This is a genomic window from Cystobacter fuscus, assembly GCF_002305875.1.
Lineage (GTDB): Bacteria > Myxococcota > Myxococcia > Myxococcales > Myxococcaceae > Cystobacter > Cystobacter fuscus_A.
The window spans coordinates 11,829,522-11,844,575 of the sequence record NZ_CP022098.1 but is presented as its reverse complement, the minus strand read 5'-3'; the positions used below and the strand labels follow the sequence as shown (position 1 = coordinate 11,844,575).

The 15,054-nt window shown below is 66.7% G+C and carries 16 protein-coding genes; 11 read left to right on the top strand and 5 right to left on the bottom strand.

Annotated features, from left to right (window positions below):
• Positions 1-183: 183 nt before the first annotated feature.
• From CYFUS_RS48030 to CYFUS_RS48020, 3 genes are all read left to right on the top strand, one after another.
• Positions 184-858, top strand: a complete 675-nt coding sequence (locus CYFUS_RS48030; protein ID WP_095991347.1) for an HAD family hydrolase — start codon at positions 184-186, stop codon at positions 856-858.
• Positions 859-1,028: 170 nt separating this feature from the next.
• Entirely contained in the window at positions 1,029-2,648 is a 1,620-nt protein-coding gene (locus CYFUS_RS48025; protein ID WP_232537241.1) for a carbohydrate-binding protein, read from the top strand.
• 404 nt (positions 2,649-3,052) lie between these two features.
• On the top strand, positions 3,053-4,609 hold the full coding sequence (locus CYFUS_RS48020) for a TROVE domain-containing protein (RefSeq protein WP_095991346.1): 1,557 nt from the start codon (positions 3,053-3,055) through the stop codon (positions 4,607-4,609).
• 227 nt (positions 4,610-4,836) lie between these two features.
• Here CYFUS_RS48020 and tyrS read toward each other — a convergent pair whose 3' ends face one another.
• Positions 4,837-6,111 (bottom strand): tyrosine--tRNA ligase, encoded by a 1,275-nt coding sequence (gene tyrS / locus CYFUS_RS48015; protein WP_095991345.1) that lies wholly within the window; start codon positions 6,109-6,111, stop codon positions 4,837-4,839.
• A gap of 731 nt (positions 6,112-6,842) precedes the next feature.
• Here tyrS and CYFUS_RS48005 point away from each other — a divergent pair.
• The 8 genes from CYFUS_RS48005 to CYFUS_RS47970 all read left to right on the top strand — a co-directional run bounded on the left by CYFUS_RS48005 (position 6,843) and on the right by CYFUS_RS47970 (position 13,322).
• Complete coding sequence (locus tag CYFUS_RS48005) at positions 6,843-7,409, top strand: TetR/AcrR family transcriptional regulator (RefSeq protein WP_198316383.1); 567 nt, start codon at positions 6,843-6,845, stop codon at positions 7,407-7,409.
• Positions 7,406-8,326, top strand: coding sequence for an SDR family NAD(P)-dependent oxidoreductase (locus CYFUS_RS48000; RefSeq protein ID WP_095991343.1), 921 nt, complete (start codon positions 7,406-7,408; stop codon positions 8,324-8,326). Before CYFUS_RS48005 ends, CYFUS_RS48000 begins: the two co-directional genes overlap by 4 nt.
• The gene (locus CYFUS_RS47995; protein ID WP_095991342.1) at positions 8,323-8,985 is read left to right on the top strand and encodes an NAD(P)H-binding protein; all 663 of its coding nucleotides are present in this window, start codon (positions 8,323-8,325) and stop codon (positions 8,983-8,985) included. The genes CYFUS_RS48000 and CYFUS_RS47995 overlap by 4 nt, the downstream gene beginning before the upstream one ends.
• A gap of 26 nt (positions 8,986-9,011) precedes the next feature.
• Positions 9,012-9,689 carry a TVP38/TMEM64 family protein gene (locus CYFUS_RS47990; protein WP_232537240.1) on the top strand — a complete coding sequence of 226 codons (678 nt, stop codon included), beginning with the start codon at positions 9,012-9,014 and terminating at the stop codon, positions 9,687-9,689.
• A gap of 35 nt (positions 9,690-9,724) precedes the next feature.
• Positions 9,725-10,612: an SDR family oxidoreductase gene (locus tag CYFUS_RS47985; protein ID WP_095991340.1), complete on the top strand. Its 888-nt coding sequence runs from the start codon at positions 9,725-9,727 to the stop codon at positions 10,610-10,612.
• Positions 10,613-10,782: 170 nt separating this feature from the next.
• On the top strand, positions 10,783-11,631 hold the full coding sequence (locus CYFUS_RS47980; protein WP_232537239.1) for an MBL fold metallo-hydrolase: 849 nt from the start codon (positions 10,783-10,785) through the stop codon (positions 11,629-11,631).
• A 183-nt stretch (positions 11,632-11,814) separates the two neighbouring features.
• Positions 11,815-12,729, top strand: coding sequence for a subclass B3 metallo-beta-lactamase (gene bla / locus CYFUS_RS47975; protein WP_095991338.1), 915 nt, complete (start codon positions 11,815-11,817; stop codon positions 12,727-12,729).
• Positions 12,730-12,935: 206 nt separating this feature from the next.
• Positions 12,936-13,322, top strand: coding sequence for a VOC family protein (locus CYFUS_RS47970; protein ID WP_095991337.1), 387 nt, complete (start codon positions 12,936-12,938; stop codon positions 13,320-13,322).
• Between the two features lie 48 nt (positions 13,323-13,370).
• On the opposite strand, the gene CYFUS_RS47965 is transcribed toward CYFUS_RS47970, so the two are convergent.
• Genes CYFUS_RS47965 through CYFUS_RS47950 form a run of 4 tightly spaced genes read right to left on the bottom strand, consistent with a single transcriptional unit; the run spans position 13,371 to position 14,984 of the window.
• Positions 13,371-13,910, bottom strand: coding sequence for a DUF1801 domain-containing protein (locus CYFUS_RS47965; protein ID WP_232537238.1), 540 nt, complete (start codon positions 13,908-13,910; stop codon positions 13,371-13,373).
• A 29-nt stretch (positions 13,911-13,939) separates the two neighbouring features.
• Positions 13,940-14,200 (bottom strand): hypothetical protein, encoded by a 261-nt coding sequence (locus CYFUS_RS47960; protein WP_095991335.1) that lies wholly within the window; start codon positions 14,198-14,200, stop codon positions 13,940-13,942.
• Positions 14,197-14,640: an SRPBCC family protein gene (locus tag CYFUS_RS47955; RefSeq protein ID WP_095991334.1), complete on the bottom strand. Its 444-nt coding sequence runs from the start codon at positions 14,638-14,640 to the stop codon at positions 14,197-14,199. The genes CYFUS_RS47960 and CYFUS_RS47955 overlap by 4 nt, the downstream gene beginning before the upstream one ends.
• Entirely contained in the window at positions 14,637-14,984 is a 348-nt protein-coding gene (locus CYFUS_RS47950) for an ArsR/SmtB family transcription factor (protein WP_232537237.1), read from the bottom strand. Before CYFUS_RS47950 ends, CYFUS_RS47955 begins: the two co-directional genes overlap by 4 nt.
• Positions 14,985-15,054 lie beyond the last annotated feature (70 nt).

Below are 15,054 nucleotides of genomic sequence, written 5' to 3'. Positions count from 1 at the left end.
CTCGGCCCCGCGTGCGGCGGGTGGGTGCGCGTGCGCCCCGTCTCCCGGCCCCTTTCGGGTCCTGGATTCGGCGAATCGTGCATGTCATGCCCCTTGTCGCTGGACTTCATGCCCGATCCGGCGGCTAGATGCTTCATCAGCGTGCACGAACGTGCGGATTCGTGAACCTCCCAGGAGTGCTCCATGCAGCCAGGAACCTCGCGTCCCTACCCATTCGACGCCGTCCTGTTCGACCTGGACGGCGTCATCATCGACACGACGGCCCTGTACTACCGGGTGTGGGAGACGTTCGCGCGTGCGCGGGGCCGTGTGCCCACCCCGGCCGAGCTCCTCGCCACCAACGGACGCCGGGGCTCGGAGACGCTCCAGGCGTGGTTCGGACCGGGGCTCGCGGAGAGCGACATCGCGGCGCACATGCACGAACTCGACGCCATGGTCCGGCACCAGCTCGCCACCGAGCCGGTATCGGCGGTGCCCGGGGTGCACCGCTTCCTGGAGGAGCTGCGACGCGCGGGGGTGCCCTGGGCCCTGGGCACGAGCGCGACGGCGGCGAACGCCGAGCTGGCCCTGTCCCGGCTGGGGTTGAGCGAGCTGTTCCCGGTCCGGGTGACGGCGGCGGAGGTCACCCGGGGCAAGCCCGATCCCGAGGTGTACCTGAAGGCGGCGGCGGCCCTGGGCGTGGCGCCCTCCGCCTGCGTGGTGATCGAGGACTCGGTGCTCGGGCTGCGAGCGGGCCGGGCCGCGGGCGCCCGGTGTCTGGCATTGAGCACCACGTTCCCGCGCGACGTCCTGTCGAACGAAGACCCCACGTGGCTCGCGGAGGACTTCCGCTCGCTGCCTTTTTCCGTCTCTCCCTGAATCTTGCCAGGGTGGAGCAGTTGGGATTGCCCACGCGGATGGCCCCAGCGGGGCTGTAGTAGACCCACTCCTCCAGCGACTCGCTGAAGCCGTTCCTCGGGCGTCCGTGCAACGGTGGCGCGGCACAGGGTAGGCTCAGGGCTTTCTCTTGTCGCCAGGAGCCGCCACGTATGACCCGGAGTCTCTTCGCCGTCGCCGTCTTCACCCTGGCCACCGCGGGCTGCCAGGATGCCCCGTCGGATGGGGGAACGAACGCCAGTGCTTGTGAGGCTTTCGGCCGGTTCGGCCCTCCGACGAAGACCTTCACCCTGCCCGGACCGGGCACGAGCGGAGAACTCTACGTTCCAGACGTGCAGACGCGCTTCAAGGAGGTGGACTGGAGCACGCTGGACCGGCTCTACGTCCCCGCGGGCACGTACAAGCTCATCAACCTGGGCAACCTGCCACAGCGTAGCGCGGACCGGCCGCTGGTCATCACCAACACGGGGGGACAGGTCGTCATCCGTCCTCCCGCGGGCAGCACGCAAGGCTACATCTGGAGCCTGAGCGGCGGCGCGAACTGGGTGCTCACGGGCCGGTATGACCCGGTCTCGGGGACGGGCCACGCGGATTTTCCGGGTCACCGGTGCGGCGCCTACGCCACGTCCCGGGCCCGCTACGGCTTCCTGAGCGACGACATGTTCCTGAGCGATGGGCACATGGGCCTGGGCATCGGGGGGGCACACCAGTTCGAGGTGGAGTTCGTGGAGATCACCCGTGCCGGCTTCGCGGGGCTGCGTATCAACCAGGCGAAGAGCGGCGACACCGTGCCACCGCTGGATGGCCTCCGGCTGCATGATCTCTACATCCACGACACCGCGAGCGAGGCCCTCTATCTTGGCTCGACCCAGGGCGCACCCACGCCCCTGGTGTCGGGTCTGAAGCTCTACAACAACCGGTTCGTGCGAACCGGAACGGAAGCCTTGCAATCGCAGAACCTCGGGGATGGCACGGAGGTGCACCACAACGTCTTCGCCTTCGGCGCGCTGGACTGGCGCGCCGCCTTCCAGGCCTACCAGGACAACAACTCCCAGGCACAGGTGCGGGGTGGCCACATCCACTTCCACCACAATGTCTTCCTCGGTGGGGCCGCCGCGCTGTTGAACTTCTTCGCGGGCGCGGAGACGGGGGACGCGCCGCTGGACGTGCGCTTCACGGACAATTACTTCGCGGACACACTGAACCTGGGTATCTACATGGGGGGAACGTCGGGCGCCGGCTCGAGCTATCTCTGGGAGCGCAATGCGTTCCGCGGGCTCGATTTCGGCTACACGGCCGTCTATCCCTCCTCGACGGACCCGGGCGTGGTCTTCCGCCTGGCCTCGGCCGTCACGTCGCCCACGGCGCTGAAGGACAACAGGTGGGAGGGCAGTCGCAAGCTCGTCTCGGGAATCACCGGGGGAAGCGGGAGCGTGGGCAACGTGACGGCAACGGGCAATGTGAATGGCCCCGTGGCCGCCCTGCGCTTCATCGCCACCGGCCTGCCCGAGGGGACGCCCACCCGGCGGCTCGAGATGTGGACGGACCGCGCCACCCTGGCCACGGGCTCACCCGAGGTCGCGTATCCGGCGGGCGCGCTGGTGATGCACGACGCGGAGCTGTACCGGGCGCGCTCCGCCAATACCAACAAGGTCCCCTCGGAGAATCCGACGATCTGGGAGCACCTGCCCCTGCCGGTGGATGACCTGCGCACGGCGACCGGTACCGAGTGGGCGGAGCAAGGCGTGGGCCTCCTGGTGCCGGCCCCGTAGCGCGTCCGCTGCCTGACGGTCCCCGGCCGTATCGCTTCTCCAGCACCCGCAGGCCCCAATCCATCATCGGGCTGAGGGGTCGCCACTCCCCTCAGCCTCGGCGACCTCGACGTGCGCGCCAAAGGTCCTCTCGGGCCTGAACCCGAAGAACGCCTTGTACGCCGAGCAGTCAATGGCCATACGCGAGAGGCTGCGGGTCCTCTCGGGCGTCTTTCCTGCTTCGATGTGAGCCGAGACCTGTGCCCGGAGCCTTTCTATTCGACGGGCTAGGTTTTTATCCCATGGGATAGGCCTGTTCGGGGCGGCTCCCGACCCCAGTCAGGCAGGCCCCCGACGAAACGCGGGTTTACGTGGAGGAGCCCCCTGGCGGATGACATGGCACGCCTGATGCTCAAGGCAGGGGCATGGCGAACCTGTCCCTCTTCCAGACCACTCGCGGCCCGGCGATGCCCCGGCCCGATGCCCTCAACGAGGAGGGCGCTCCCGCCTTCAGCTTCACGCCCCGGCACGCGCTGGCCCAGTACGCGGCCACCGGTTGCCTCAACGGCACCTTCTACGCCGCGGCCGAGGTGCAGCTCGACCAGTTGCTCGCGCTGAGCGGCCAGGTGGAACCGGAGTTCGTGGCGCGCACGGCCCTCTACTGCCGCCACCGTGGCTACATGAAGGACACCCCGGCGCTGCTGTGCGCGGTGCTCTCGGTGCTCGGGCCCGAGCTGTTGCCCCGCGTCTTCCCGCGTGTCATCGACAACGGCCGCATGCTGCGCACCTTCGTGCAGATCATGCGCTCGGGGCTCGTGGCTCGCCGCTCGCTGGGTAGCCTCCCCAAGCGCCTGGTGCGCGAGTGGCTGGACGCGCGCGACGAGGACACGCTCTTTCGTGACTCGGTGGGCCAGTCCCCCTCGTTGGCGGACATCATCCGCATGGTGCACCCCAAGCCGAAGACGGCCCGGCGCGAGGCCTTCTATGGCTACCTGCTGGGCCGGCCCCACGCGCGCGAGGCGTTGCCGGAGCTGGTGGCCCACTACGAGGACTTCAAGGTCCGCCCCTCCTCGCGCGAGGTGCCGGAGGTGCCCTTCCAACTGCTCACCTCCCTGCCCCTGAAGACGGCGGCGTGGGTACGCATCGCCCAGGGGGCCTCCTGGCAGATGACGCGGATGAACCTCAACACCTTCGCCCGGCACGGCGTCTTTGGCGAGTCGGGCATGGAGAAGATGATCGCCCGGCGGCTGGCGGATCCAGCGGAGGTGCGGCGGGCACGGGTGTTCCCGTACCAGCTCCTGGCGACGTGGCGCGCGGTGGGGCGCCAGGTGCCCGCGCGGGTGCGCGATGCGGTGGAGGAAGCCATGGAGGTGGCCATCGAGAACGTGCCGCGCGTGGACGGCCGGGCCTATGTCTGCGTGGACGTCTCGGGCTCCATGCAGTCGCCGGTGACGGGTCATCGCGAGGGAGCGACGACGGCGGTGCGCTGCGTGGACGTGGCCGCGCTGCTGGCGGCGGCCATGCTGCGCCGCAATCCGGGCACGCAGGTGGTGCCCTTCGACCATGACGTGGTGCCGCTGACGCTCCACGCGCGCGACAGCATCATGACCAACGCCCAGCGGCTGGCGGCGGTGGGTGGTGGCGGGACGAGCTGCAGTGCGCCACTGGCGTGGCTGAACGCGCGCCAGGCGAAGGGAGAGCTGGTGATCTTCGTGTCGGACAACGAGTCGTGGGTGGACGCGCGAGCGGGGGCGGGGACGGAGACGCTGCGACAGTGGGAGCTCTTCCGGCGCCGCAACCCGAACGCACGGCTGATGTGCATCGATCTCCAGCCCTACCGGACGACCCAGGCTCCGGAGCGTGAGGACATCCTCAACGTGGGAGGTTTTTCGGATGTGGTGTTCGAGCTGATGTCGGACTTCGCCCGAGGCGGGTTGGACGCCCGTCGGTGGGTGGAGTCCATCGAGAGCACCGGGCTTTGAGGAACGCCGAGGGCCGGATGCGAGTGGGACTACATTCCAAACTGTCCGTCTCACTCACCCCTTGCCGGCCACGGCGGAGGAGGGAGGCCGAATGCGAACGGGACTACATTCCAAACTGTCCGTCTCGTTCACTCCTTGTCGGCCTCCCTCTTCTTCCTCGTTTCCCTTCAGGCCCCCACCACGAATGAGTCCGGATGGGGGATGACCGCCGGGCGCTTATGCTTCCGTCAACGGCACCGGACAAGGGCGTGGCGTTTTCGCCCGGCGGAGAGCCGGATGCGGCCTTCGCCGTCCAGGTCAGCGGCGGTGACCAGGGCCGCCTCGTCCGCGACCACGGTTCCGTTCACGCGCGCCCCGGAGTCGCGGATCAGGCGCCTCGCGGCCCCCTTGGACTCGGCGAGGCCCGCCTCCACGAGCAGTTCGACGAGGCGCAGGCCAGCGTCGAGGTCCGCTCGCGTGACCGCCACGCTGTGCAGACCCTCGCCGAAGGCGCCCTCCTCGAAAGTGCGGCGGGCGGTCTCCGCGGCCTCGGTGGCAGCCTCCGCGCCATGACATAGGCGGGTCGCCTCGTTCGCCAGGACCTTCTTCGCTTCGTTGAGCTCGGCGCCTTCCAGGGCTTCGAGGCGGGCGATCTCCTCCAGGGGCAGTTCGGTGAAGAGGCGTAGGAAACGGCCGACGTCCGCGTCCTCGGTGTTGCGCCAGAACTGCCAGAAGTCCCAGGGGCTCAGCCGGTCGGCGTTGAGCCAGACGGCGCCGGACGCGGTCTTGCCCATCTTGATGCCCGACGCGGTGGTCAGCAGCGAGGTGGTCAGCCCGAACAGGTCGAGGCCCTCCATCCGGCGGCCCAGCTCGATGCCGTTGACGATATTGCCCCACTGGTCCGACCCGCCCATCTGGAGCCGGCAGCCGTGCCGCCGCGACAGCTCCACGAAGTCGAAGGCCTGGAGGATCATGTAATTGAACTCCAGGAAGGTCATCGGCTGCTCGCGGTCGAGGCGCAGCTTGACGGAATCGAAGCTCAACATGCGGTTGACGGTGAAATGCTGCCCGACGTCGCGCAGCAGGGGGATGTAGCGCAGCTCGTCCAGCCAGTCGGCGTTGTTCACCATCACGGCGTCGGTCGGGCCGTCGCCGAAGGTCAGGTATTTGGCGAAGACCCGCCGGATGCCCTCCATGTTGGCGGCGATCTGCGCGTCGTCGAGCATCGGGCGGCTGCTGTCACGGAAGCTCGGGTCACCGATCCGGGTGGTGCCACCGCCAATCAGGACGATGGGCTTGTGCCCGGTGCGCTGGAGCCAGCGCAGCGTCATGATCGACATCAGATGACCAACGTGCAGGCTGTCGGCCGTCGCGTCGAAGCCGATGTAGGCGGGGACCGCGCCCTGTTGCAGGGCGGCGTCGAGGGCGGTCTGGTCGCTGCACTGGTTCAGGAAACCGCGCTCGGTCAGCGTCCGCAAGAAGGCGGACCGGGGCTGGACGGATGCGATCGAGGGGGTCGTCATTTTCAGAACTCCGAAGGGGAAAGCCGCCTTCCGGAGCTCTGCTGTCGAACCATGCCGCCGGAAAGCGGCGGCATGTTCATCTGGTCACAACCGAACGCGCCGCCCTATGAGGACAGCGGATAATAGGAGCTGGTCAGGTGGGCTCGCTCGGTCATGGCCACAAAGCTATACGCATCAAGGGCTGGAGTCAAAGCCGACAGGGGCCGCCCGAGCTGTCCCAGAAAAGGTGTCAGACGACTCGTAGGCGGTCTTCCCCTGTACGTGGGTGTTACCAGATGGGGGGCGGAACGAGTTCTTTGACACCTTCTCTGACACCTTCTCTGCCTTCTCTGGGCTCATGTTGGCGCCCGACGTCCAGGAGGCGGTGCTGGCGCTCGAAGCCGTCGACGGCGCCGATCCGATGGCCGAGCGAACGCTGCGCGCCGTGACGCACGCGGGCACGTGGGCAGAGCACAGCGGGCAGCGTGGGCAGGGCTGACGAATCACGACGGGAAGAAGCCGTGACGCGCGCCGCATGTTGGACTCCGCGAGGACAGCGGAGGTGAGGGTCAGCCTGCGAGGAAGCAGTCTTCCTGGCCCGAGCATCTGGAACGCGCGCCTCGCCTCGGGAGGAGGTTTCCCCAGGAGGGCAAGGCGTTCAAGGCGATGGCCTGTGGCCTCTCGAGCGTCCGAACGCCCTCGAGCATACGGAGCATTTTGACAGTTAGTGCTCCTGGTGTCACAATGACTCCATGCCAGCGACGATGACAGACGACGAGGCAGCCGCTCGGCGCGCGAGGGTCCTGACCGCCGCGCGATGGTGCTTCCTCAACTTCGGTTTCGCGAAGACGGCCTTCGAGGACATTGCCAAGCGTGCCGGTCTCTCTCGCACGCTGCTCTACCGGCTCTTCAAGGACAAGGAAGACATCTACCGGGCCGTCTTCGTGGAGTGGTTGGTCTCTCGGCACCCCGCCGCGAAGGAGGCGGCGAGCGGCGCAGGCACGGCCTACGAGCGGTTGCTCAGCGTCTGCCGTCTGATGGTCCTCGAGCCCTGGGCCGAGATGGTCGGTGCCCCGATGGGGGCTGAGTTCCTCGAGGCGTGCCAGCGAATCGATCCTGAGAGCGAGGCGCTCCACCGTAGGGTCGCGTTGGAGTGCGTGGCCGCCATCGTCGGCGACGAGGCGAGCGCCAAGGTCTTCCTCCTCGCGCTCGACGGACTGCTCGCAGATGAACCATCGAACGAGGTGCTCGAGCAGCGCACGAAGGTGCTCGCCGCGCGCTTCGCTCCACAGACACGGAAGAAGGCGGTGCGCTCATGACCACGAAGTGGAACCCCGCACAGATTCCCTCGCAGAAAGGTCGGCGGACCATCATTACCGGCGGCAACAGCGGCATCGGTTGGGAAGCTGCCGTAGTGCTCGCTAGGGCGGGCGCCGAGGTCGTCATCGCTGCGCGCAATGATGGCAAGGCCAAGGAGTCCGTCGAGCGGCTGCGCGCGATCGTGCCCAACGCCGACGCGAGCACTGCCCGACTCGACCTGTCTGACCCTACGTCGATTCGCGCGTTCGCCGACGCGCAGCTCGCTCTTGCCAAGCCGATCGACGTGCTCGTTCACAACGCTGGCGTCATGGCTTTGCCGAAGCGTGAAGTGAGCATCGATGGCCATGAGCTGCAGTTCGCCACCAACGTTCTCGGACCGTATCGGCTCACAGCTCTACTTCTACCGGCGCTGCTCCGCTCGAAGGCTCCGCGCGTCGTCACAGTGGCGTCGGGAACACACAAGGCAAGCCCGGTCCCGCTGACGGACCTCGACTCGGTCAACGACTACCGGCCCATTCGGGCGTACGCGAAAACCAAGCTCGCAAACATTCTCTTCGCGAAGGAACTGCAGCGACGAGCTGGTCAGCGGTTGCTGTCGCTCTGCTGCCATCCCGGCGCTGCGAACACCAACCTCGCTGGCGTGACGTCCCTTCCGATGAAGCTCGCGAGCTTCGCGATCTACCCGCTGATTCAGTCGGCTGCGCGAGGCGCTGAGCCGACGTTGATGGCAGCGACGCTCGAGGCACCGATGCCGGGCGGCTACTTCGGGCCCACGGGCTTCATGGAGCTGCGAGGCGACCCCGCAGAGGTGAAACCAGCACCGTTTGCCGAGGACCCGGCCGCGGGCCGAGCGCTCTTCGCCGAACTCGAGCACATCTCGGGCATGACCATCAACTTCGAGGGAGCGACGCGATGAAGATCGTGTTCCTCGGCGCGAGCGGTATGGTCGGCGCAGGTGCGCTCCGCGAAGCGCTCGCCGCTCCTGACGTCGAAGCAGTACTCAGCGTCGTTCGTGCGCCGACCGGCGTAATGCACCCGAAGCTCCGCGAGTTGGTGATGGCCGACCTCTTCGAAGTGGCCTCCGTCGAGGACCAGCTTGTCGGTTACGACGCGTGCATCTGGGCCATCGGCATCAGCTCCAGCGGGCTCGATGAGGACGCCTACGCGCGAATCACGGAGGAGCTCACATTGAGTTGGGCGCGCACGCTGCTGCGGCTCAATCCGAAGTTGTCGTTCTGCTACTGCTCCGCGGGTGGCGCTGGTGGTCCGGGCATGTGGGCTCGCGTCAGGCGTCGCGTCGAAGACACCCTGAAGTCGATGCCGTTCACGCACTCGGGCGCCGTTCGCCCCGGCTTCATTCGCCCCGGCCCTGGCATCCGAAGCAAGACACGCGCCTACCAACTCGGCGTCGTGCTGCTGAAGCCGCTCTTCCTGCTCACGCCGTTGCTCGTTCGCTTCATGCCTTTCCTCTTCACCACCTCTGAGATTCTCGGACGAGCGATGCTGCGTGTCGTTCAGGGTCGCGCCGACCGGTTCATCCTCGAGTCAGCCGACATCAACCGGGTGGGCGCGTGAGTACAACGACTCGCTCACTACGGAACGTGAAGCTCGGTGTCGTCGGGCTGGTGCTCATCATGCTCGCCGCCGCCTGGTCTTTCGGCGTCTTCGCGCGCGTCGGTGAGCCGAGGGCCCTGGCGCAGGCGCTCGTCGAGATGGGCGCGTGGGGCTATCTCGCGTTCATCGTCGCGTACACGGTGCTGCAGCCGTTCGGCGTCCCCGGGAGCATCTTCATCGTCGCCGCGCCGCTCATCTGGCCGTGGCAAACCGCGTTCGCGCTCTCGATGGTCGGGACGATGTCGGCGAGTGTCGTCGGCTTCTCGTTCGCGCGCTTCGTCGCGAGGGACTGGGTATCGGCGCGCATCCCCGCGCGGCTGCGAAAATACGACGAGGCGCTCGAGCGGAGCGCCTTCCAGACCGTTGTGCTCCTGCGGCTGATCCTCTGGATGCCGCAGGTGCTCCACTCCTTCTTCGGCGTGTCGAAGGTGCGCTTCTGGACTCACTTCTGGGGGTCGCTCGTCGGCTACGTGCCGCCGCTGCTCCTCGTGAGCTACCTCGGGGCCGAGATGTTCGACGCGTCGGGGAAGATGCAACCAGCCGCGTGGCCGATCATGGCCGGACTCCTGGTCGCGTCGCTCGTTATCGCTGCGCTCGCCCGGGCCTACGAGCGCCGCCGTCTCTCCTCGTCCTCCAGGGAGCTTCGCGTTGCCCAGCGCGGCTAGACGCTTCCTTCACCGCAACACCAATGGAGCAAGTCATGACTCAAGACCTCGTAGGCAAAGTGGTCCTGATTACGGGAGCGACGGACGGCATCGGCAAGGCCGCCGCCACCGAGTTCGCAAAGCGCGGCGCGACGTTGACCATCGTCGGTCGCAGCAAGCAGAAGGCCGAGCAAGTGCTCGCGGAGCTGAAGGCGGCCAGCGGGAACCAGAACATCGACCTCCTCCTCTGCGACCTATCGCGGATGGCGGACGTGAAGCGCGCCGCCGAGGAGTTCAGGGCCAGGCACGACCGGCTCGATGTCCTCGTGAACAACGCAGGCGCCACCTTCAAGACGCCCACGATGGGCCCTGACGGGTTCGAGCTGACGTTCGCCTTGAACCACCTCGCGTACTTCCAGCTCACGACTGCGCTGCTCGACCTCCTCAAGAAGACGCCCGGCGCGCGCGTCGTGTCGACGTCAAGTGGGATGCAGGCGCGCGGAAAGCTCGACCTCGCAAAGACGCCGACCTCGTTGGAGGGATCGGGTCCGAGTGCGTACGCGACTTCGAAGCTCGCGAACGTGCTCTTCACGAAGGAACTCCAGCGGCGGCTGGAGGGGACGACGGCGGCCGCCAACTGCTTCGAGCCGGGCACGGTACGGACGCAGTTCGGTGGCTTCGGGTCCGACCAAGGGTTCCTGTTGAACCTTGTCTACACTCTCGCGAAGCCGTTCTCGAGCACGCCGGAGCAAGGCGCGGACTCCCTCATCTGGCTCGCGACCTCGCCCGAGGCGACGCCGCTCAAGGGCGAGTACGTCTCGAAGCGGCGCCCTGCACGCCCGCAGAAGCAGGCGCTGGACGCGAAGCTCGCCGCCGACCTGTGGACGCTGAGCGAGAGGCTCTGCGCCGAAGCCGCGGGGCGCGTGGCGGGAGGCACTGCGTGAAGTTTCACGGTCTTCGATTGGAACGAGTTCGTGCGTCGAGGCAGTTCGACGGAGAGGTCTTTCGCAATCCCGCAGGTGCGTGGAGCGCGCCTGCGGGCAGCGTGCTCCCCATGCTTCCTGAGTTTCTCTTCGGGGGAGCGAAGCGTCGACCAAAGGCTCCCTTGCCGACCATGCGCCCCCACGAGACATGGGGTCGTCCAATCAACTCGGGGCTCCGCACGACGTGGCTCGGCCATAGCACCGTTCTTCTCGAGATCGACGGACATCGGATCCTGACCGACCCGGTCTTTGGCGATCGAGCGTCGCCGTTCTCCTTCGCGGGTCCGAAGCGATTCCACCCGGTGCCGGCAGGACTCGCGGAGCTGCCGACGTTGGACGTGGTGTTGCTCTCCCACGACCACTACGATCACCTGTGCGCGAGCACGATCGCCGCGCTCGCGAGCATGCCAACGATCCCGATCGTCACGTCGCTCGGCGTCGGATCACACCTCGAACGGCTGGGCATTGCTCCCGAACGCATTCACGAGCTCGACTGGGGCGAGGCGTGCGACGTCCGAGGGCTGCGCTTCACCGCGACCCCATGCCAGCACTTCTCCGGTCGCAGCCTGGGCGACCGGAACACGACCCTCTGGTCGTCGTGGGTTATTCAGTCGGAGCGACACAAGATCTTCTTCTCGGGGGACACGGGGCTCAGCGAGCAGTTCCGTGAGACGGGAGCGAAGTACGGGCCGTTCGACCTCGTCATGCTCGAGATCGGCGCGTTCCACCCGGGCTTTGAGGCCATCCACTTGGGCCCCGAGAATGCGCTCAAGGTGTTTGAGATGCTGGGCGGCGGGACCTTGCTGCCGGTGCACTGGGGCACCTTCGATCTTGCGCTCCACACATGGGACGAGCCCGCGGAGACGCTCATGCGTCTCGCGGCCGAACAGAGCCTGCGGATCGTCACACCGGGGCTTGGCCAGGTCGTCGAGCCGTCGCAGCTCGATGGCCCTACGCCGTGGTGGCGAGGTCTCAAGTAGCCGAGGATTGCAGCGAAAAAGGTGTCAGACGACTCGTAGGCGGTCTTCCCCTGTACGTGGGTGTTACCAGATGGGGGGCGGAACGAGTTCTTTGACACCTTCTCTGGACACCTTCTCTGGCTCGCCCCTTCTCCCCGGGGCCCGGCTAGGCTCGCGCGACCAGATCCCTTGGGAGAACGTCCGATGAAACCGCTCCACCTCGCCGCCGCGAGCCTCGCCCTCGTCCTCGCCCTGCCTTCGTCCGCCCAGTCGGCGGCCCCCACCCCGCCGGCCGCGCGCGACTGGCCGTCGAACTGGAACACGCCCACCGAGCCGTTCCGGATCATCGACAACATCTATTACGTCGGCACCGAGGGCCTCGGCTCCTACCTCTTCGTGACACCGGAGGGTCACATCCTGCTCGACGGCGCGCTGCCGGAGTCCGCCCCGCTCATCGAGGCCAACATCCAGAAGCTCGGCTTCAAGCTCTCGGACATCAAGTACCTGCTCAACAGCCACGCGCACTTCGACCACTCGGGGGGCCTCGCTCAGTTGAAGAAGGACACTGGCGCCACGCTGATCGCGAGCGAGCGCGACCAGTCGGCGCTCGAGGGCGGCTTCTACCTGGGCAACGAGGACGAGGGCGCGACCGTGCCCAAGGTGAAGGTCGACCGCGCCATCCAGGATGGCTACCAGTTGAAGCTTGGCGGTCGCACCTTCACGGCCCACCTGACGCCCGGGCACTCGCGCGGCTGCACCTCGTGGGGTTTCGAGGTGAAGGACGGGGGAAAGACCCATCCGGGGCTCGTCTTCTGCTCGGCCACCATCGCGGCCAACCGGCTGGTGGAGCGGCCGCAGTACGAGGGCATCGTCGGCGATTACCGCTCCACCTTCGAGAAGGCCGCCCGGCTGAAGGTCGATGTCTTCCTCGCCCCCCATCCGGAGTTCTTCGACCTGTCCGGCAAGCGCGTGAAGCTGGCGGCGGGCGCACGTCCCAACCCGTTCATCGACCCGGCGGGTTACCAGGGCTTCATCGCCAGGCTGAAGGCCGCCTTCGAGGTGGGCCTGAAGGAGCAGCAGGACGCGGCGGCCAAGGCGGTCAAGGCCAAGGGGCCGTGAATCGTTCCAGGTGCTCCAAGGCGGAGCCCAAGCTCCGGCGTTGAGCTGAAATCAGTTACCCTGCCGAGCGGAGGCCGCACTCGGCAGCCCTGGAGCACCCCATGCCTCGCATCCTCAGCAGCGTACTGGTTGTCCTCACCCTGAGCGGCTGTGCGGCAGCGCCTCTTCGCCAACCCGCCACCACCCCGCCCACGGGAGCCGCATCCATGCACCTCGGCAACTTTTCAGTCAGCCTCGCCGTCAAGGACATCGCCGTCTCCCGCGCGTTCTACGAGAAGCTCGGCTTCCGTGCCATCGGCGGTGACCAGGCCCAGAACTGGCTCATCATGCAGAACGAGACCAGCACCATCGGCCTTTTCCAAGGCATGTTCGACAAGAACATCCTGACTTTCAACCCCGGCTGGGACCGCAACGCCAATCCGCTCGCCGACTTCGATGACGTCCGCGAGCTCCAGCAGACCCTCCAGGCCCGCGGCATCACCCTCGTCTCCGCCGCCGACGAGTCCTCCACTGGCCCCGCGAGCCTCATGCTCATCGACCCCGATGGCAACCCCATCCTGATTGATCAACACGTCCCGAAGCCGAAGCGCTGAGGACGCGCGCACGGCCCATTGCCCGAAAGCGGAATCTTCGTGCGCGTTCTACGCTCTCGACCCCTTGCTCTTCGGCACCGAGTGCGTGGTGTTGTAATCCACCGCTGCGCGCAGCAACGCCTTGAGTGCTGTCGTGTCGAGCTTGTCTCCCTCGCGGAGGTCGATCGCCCGCCACTTGCCTCCCTTGAGATCCGCGTTGAAGAGCTTCTTGGGGTCAGGGAGCTGGGCTCCGTGGAAGAACGTCATCTTCACCTTGCCCTTGAAAGGGTTGGCGAGAACGTACATCCCGTCGTGCGACCACACGGGAGTCCCCATCCACTTCCAGTCTTCGACCACCTCGGGGTCGACCTCGTGGATGAGCTTGCGGATCTCGGCCAACCGCTCCCCTCGCCAATCGCCCAGGCTCGCGATCTTCTGGTCGATCCGCTCGGATGCGCTCATCGGGTCTGATGACCTGGCGGCAGCCTTGCTCGGCTTTGCCGCCTTCTTGGCGACACGCCTGGCGGCGGGCTTCTTCGCGACCGTCGCGGTCTTCTCGTTCGCGGTCGTCTTCCTCGCCGCGGTTTTCTTCGTCGTCTTGCCGGACATCGCCTTCACTCCAGGTGCGCTCGTGGGTGCTAATCGTTCCTGATCGCCGGTGCGTCGACCCTGCGCCACCTGGTCACATACGGCAGCGCGAACAAATACAGACCGGTGAACAGGAGCACGATGAGTGGGAGCAGCGCCAGCATGCCCACCAGCATGGCGGACTGAGATTGTCCCGCCGCCTCCGAGCCGGGCTTCTGGGTGAGCATGGCGACGATGTTGGCAATGACGGCCACCGTGAAGGCAATGGACAGCCAACGATGGGTTTCTCGAATCAATTTGTTCCAGTTCATGAGAGCCTCGCGAGCAGGTCGACGAGCTTCCCGCCCATCATCTTCCAGCCGTAGCGCGCACCGCCGAAGTTCTGCTTCTGGTCAGGCCTGAAGCCCGACTGCTCCAGGAACAACCGGGTGCCCGACGCCGTGGGCGTCAGGGTGAAGGTCACGACGGTGTCGAGGAAGTCGCCGACGACCCACGCGTAGCTGAGTTTCTTGTGCTTTTCGATCTCGAGGAACCGGCAGTTCACGGTCCCGTCCCAGCCGGGTTGCGGCTGCGCCTTGAAGGCGAATGCGGTCCCCGGTTCGAGCTTGAGCTCGACGATGGGTAGAAGCCACTCGTTGAGCAGCTCGGGGATGGTCAGCGCTCGCCACACCTTCTCCGGCGGATGATGCAAATCGAACTCGAATGAGATGGACGCGGTTTGTGATGGGGCGGTCTTGTCGGTGGGGTTCATTGGTCCATTTTCTCGAGCAGTTGTTCGAGGCGGTCCACGCGCTCCGTCCAGAAGGCGCGGTAGTGTGAGATCCAGTCGATGAGTGGCTTCATCCCGTGTGGCTCCACCCGGTAGTAGACGCAGCGCCCCTCGCGCCGGCCGTTCACCAGACCGGCGTCTTTCAAAGTGGCGAGGTGCTGCGAGACCGCCGGCTGCGAGATGTCGAAACGCGCCGTGAGGTCCTTCACCGTTGCCTCGCCACGCGTGAGCGACTCGAAGATCGCCCGACGGCTGGGGTCCGCCAACGCATGGAAGATCTTGTTCTCCAGCTCGGCCGCGCTCTGCATGCCCAACAAATAAGCCAACGCTTATTGGTCGTCAAGCCCCCAGGTTGGACCCCCCGCGTCGGGGTTTCGCCTTTCTCATGCCGGAGGA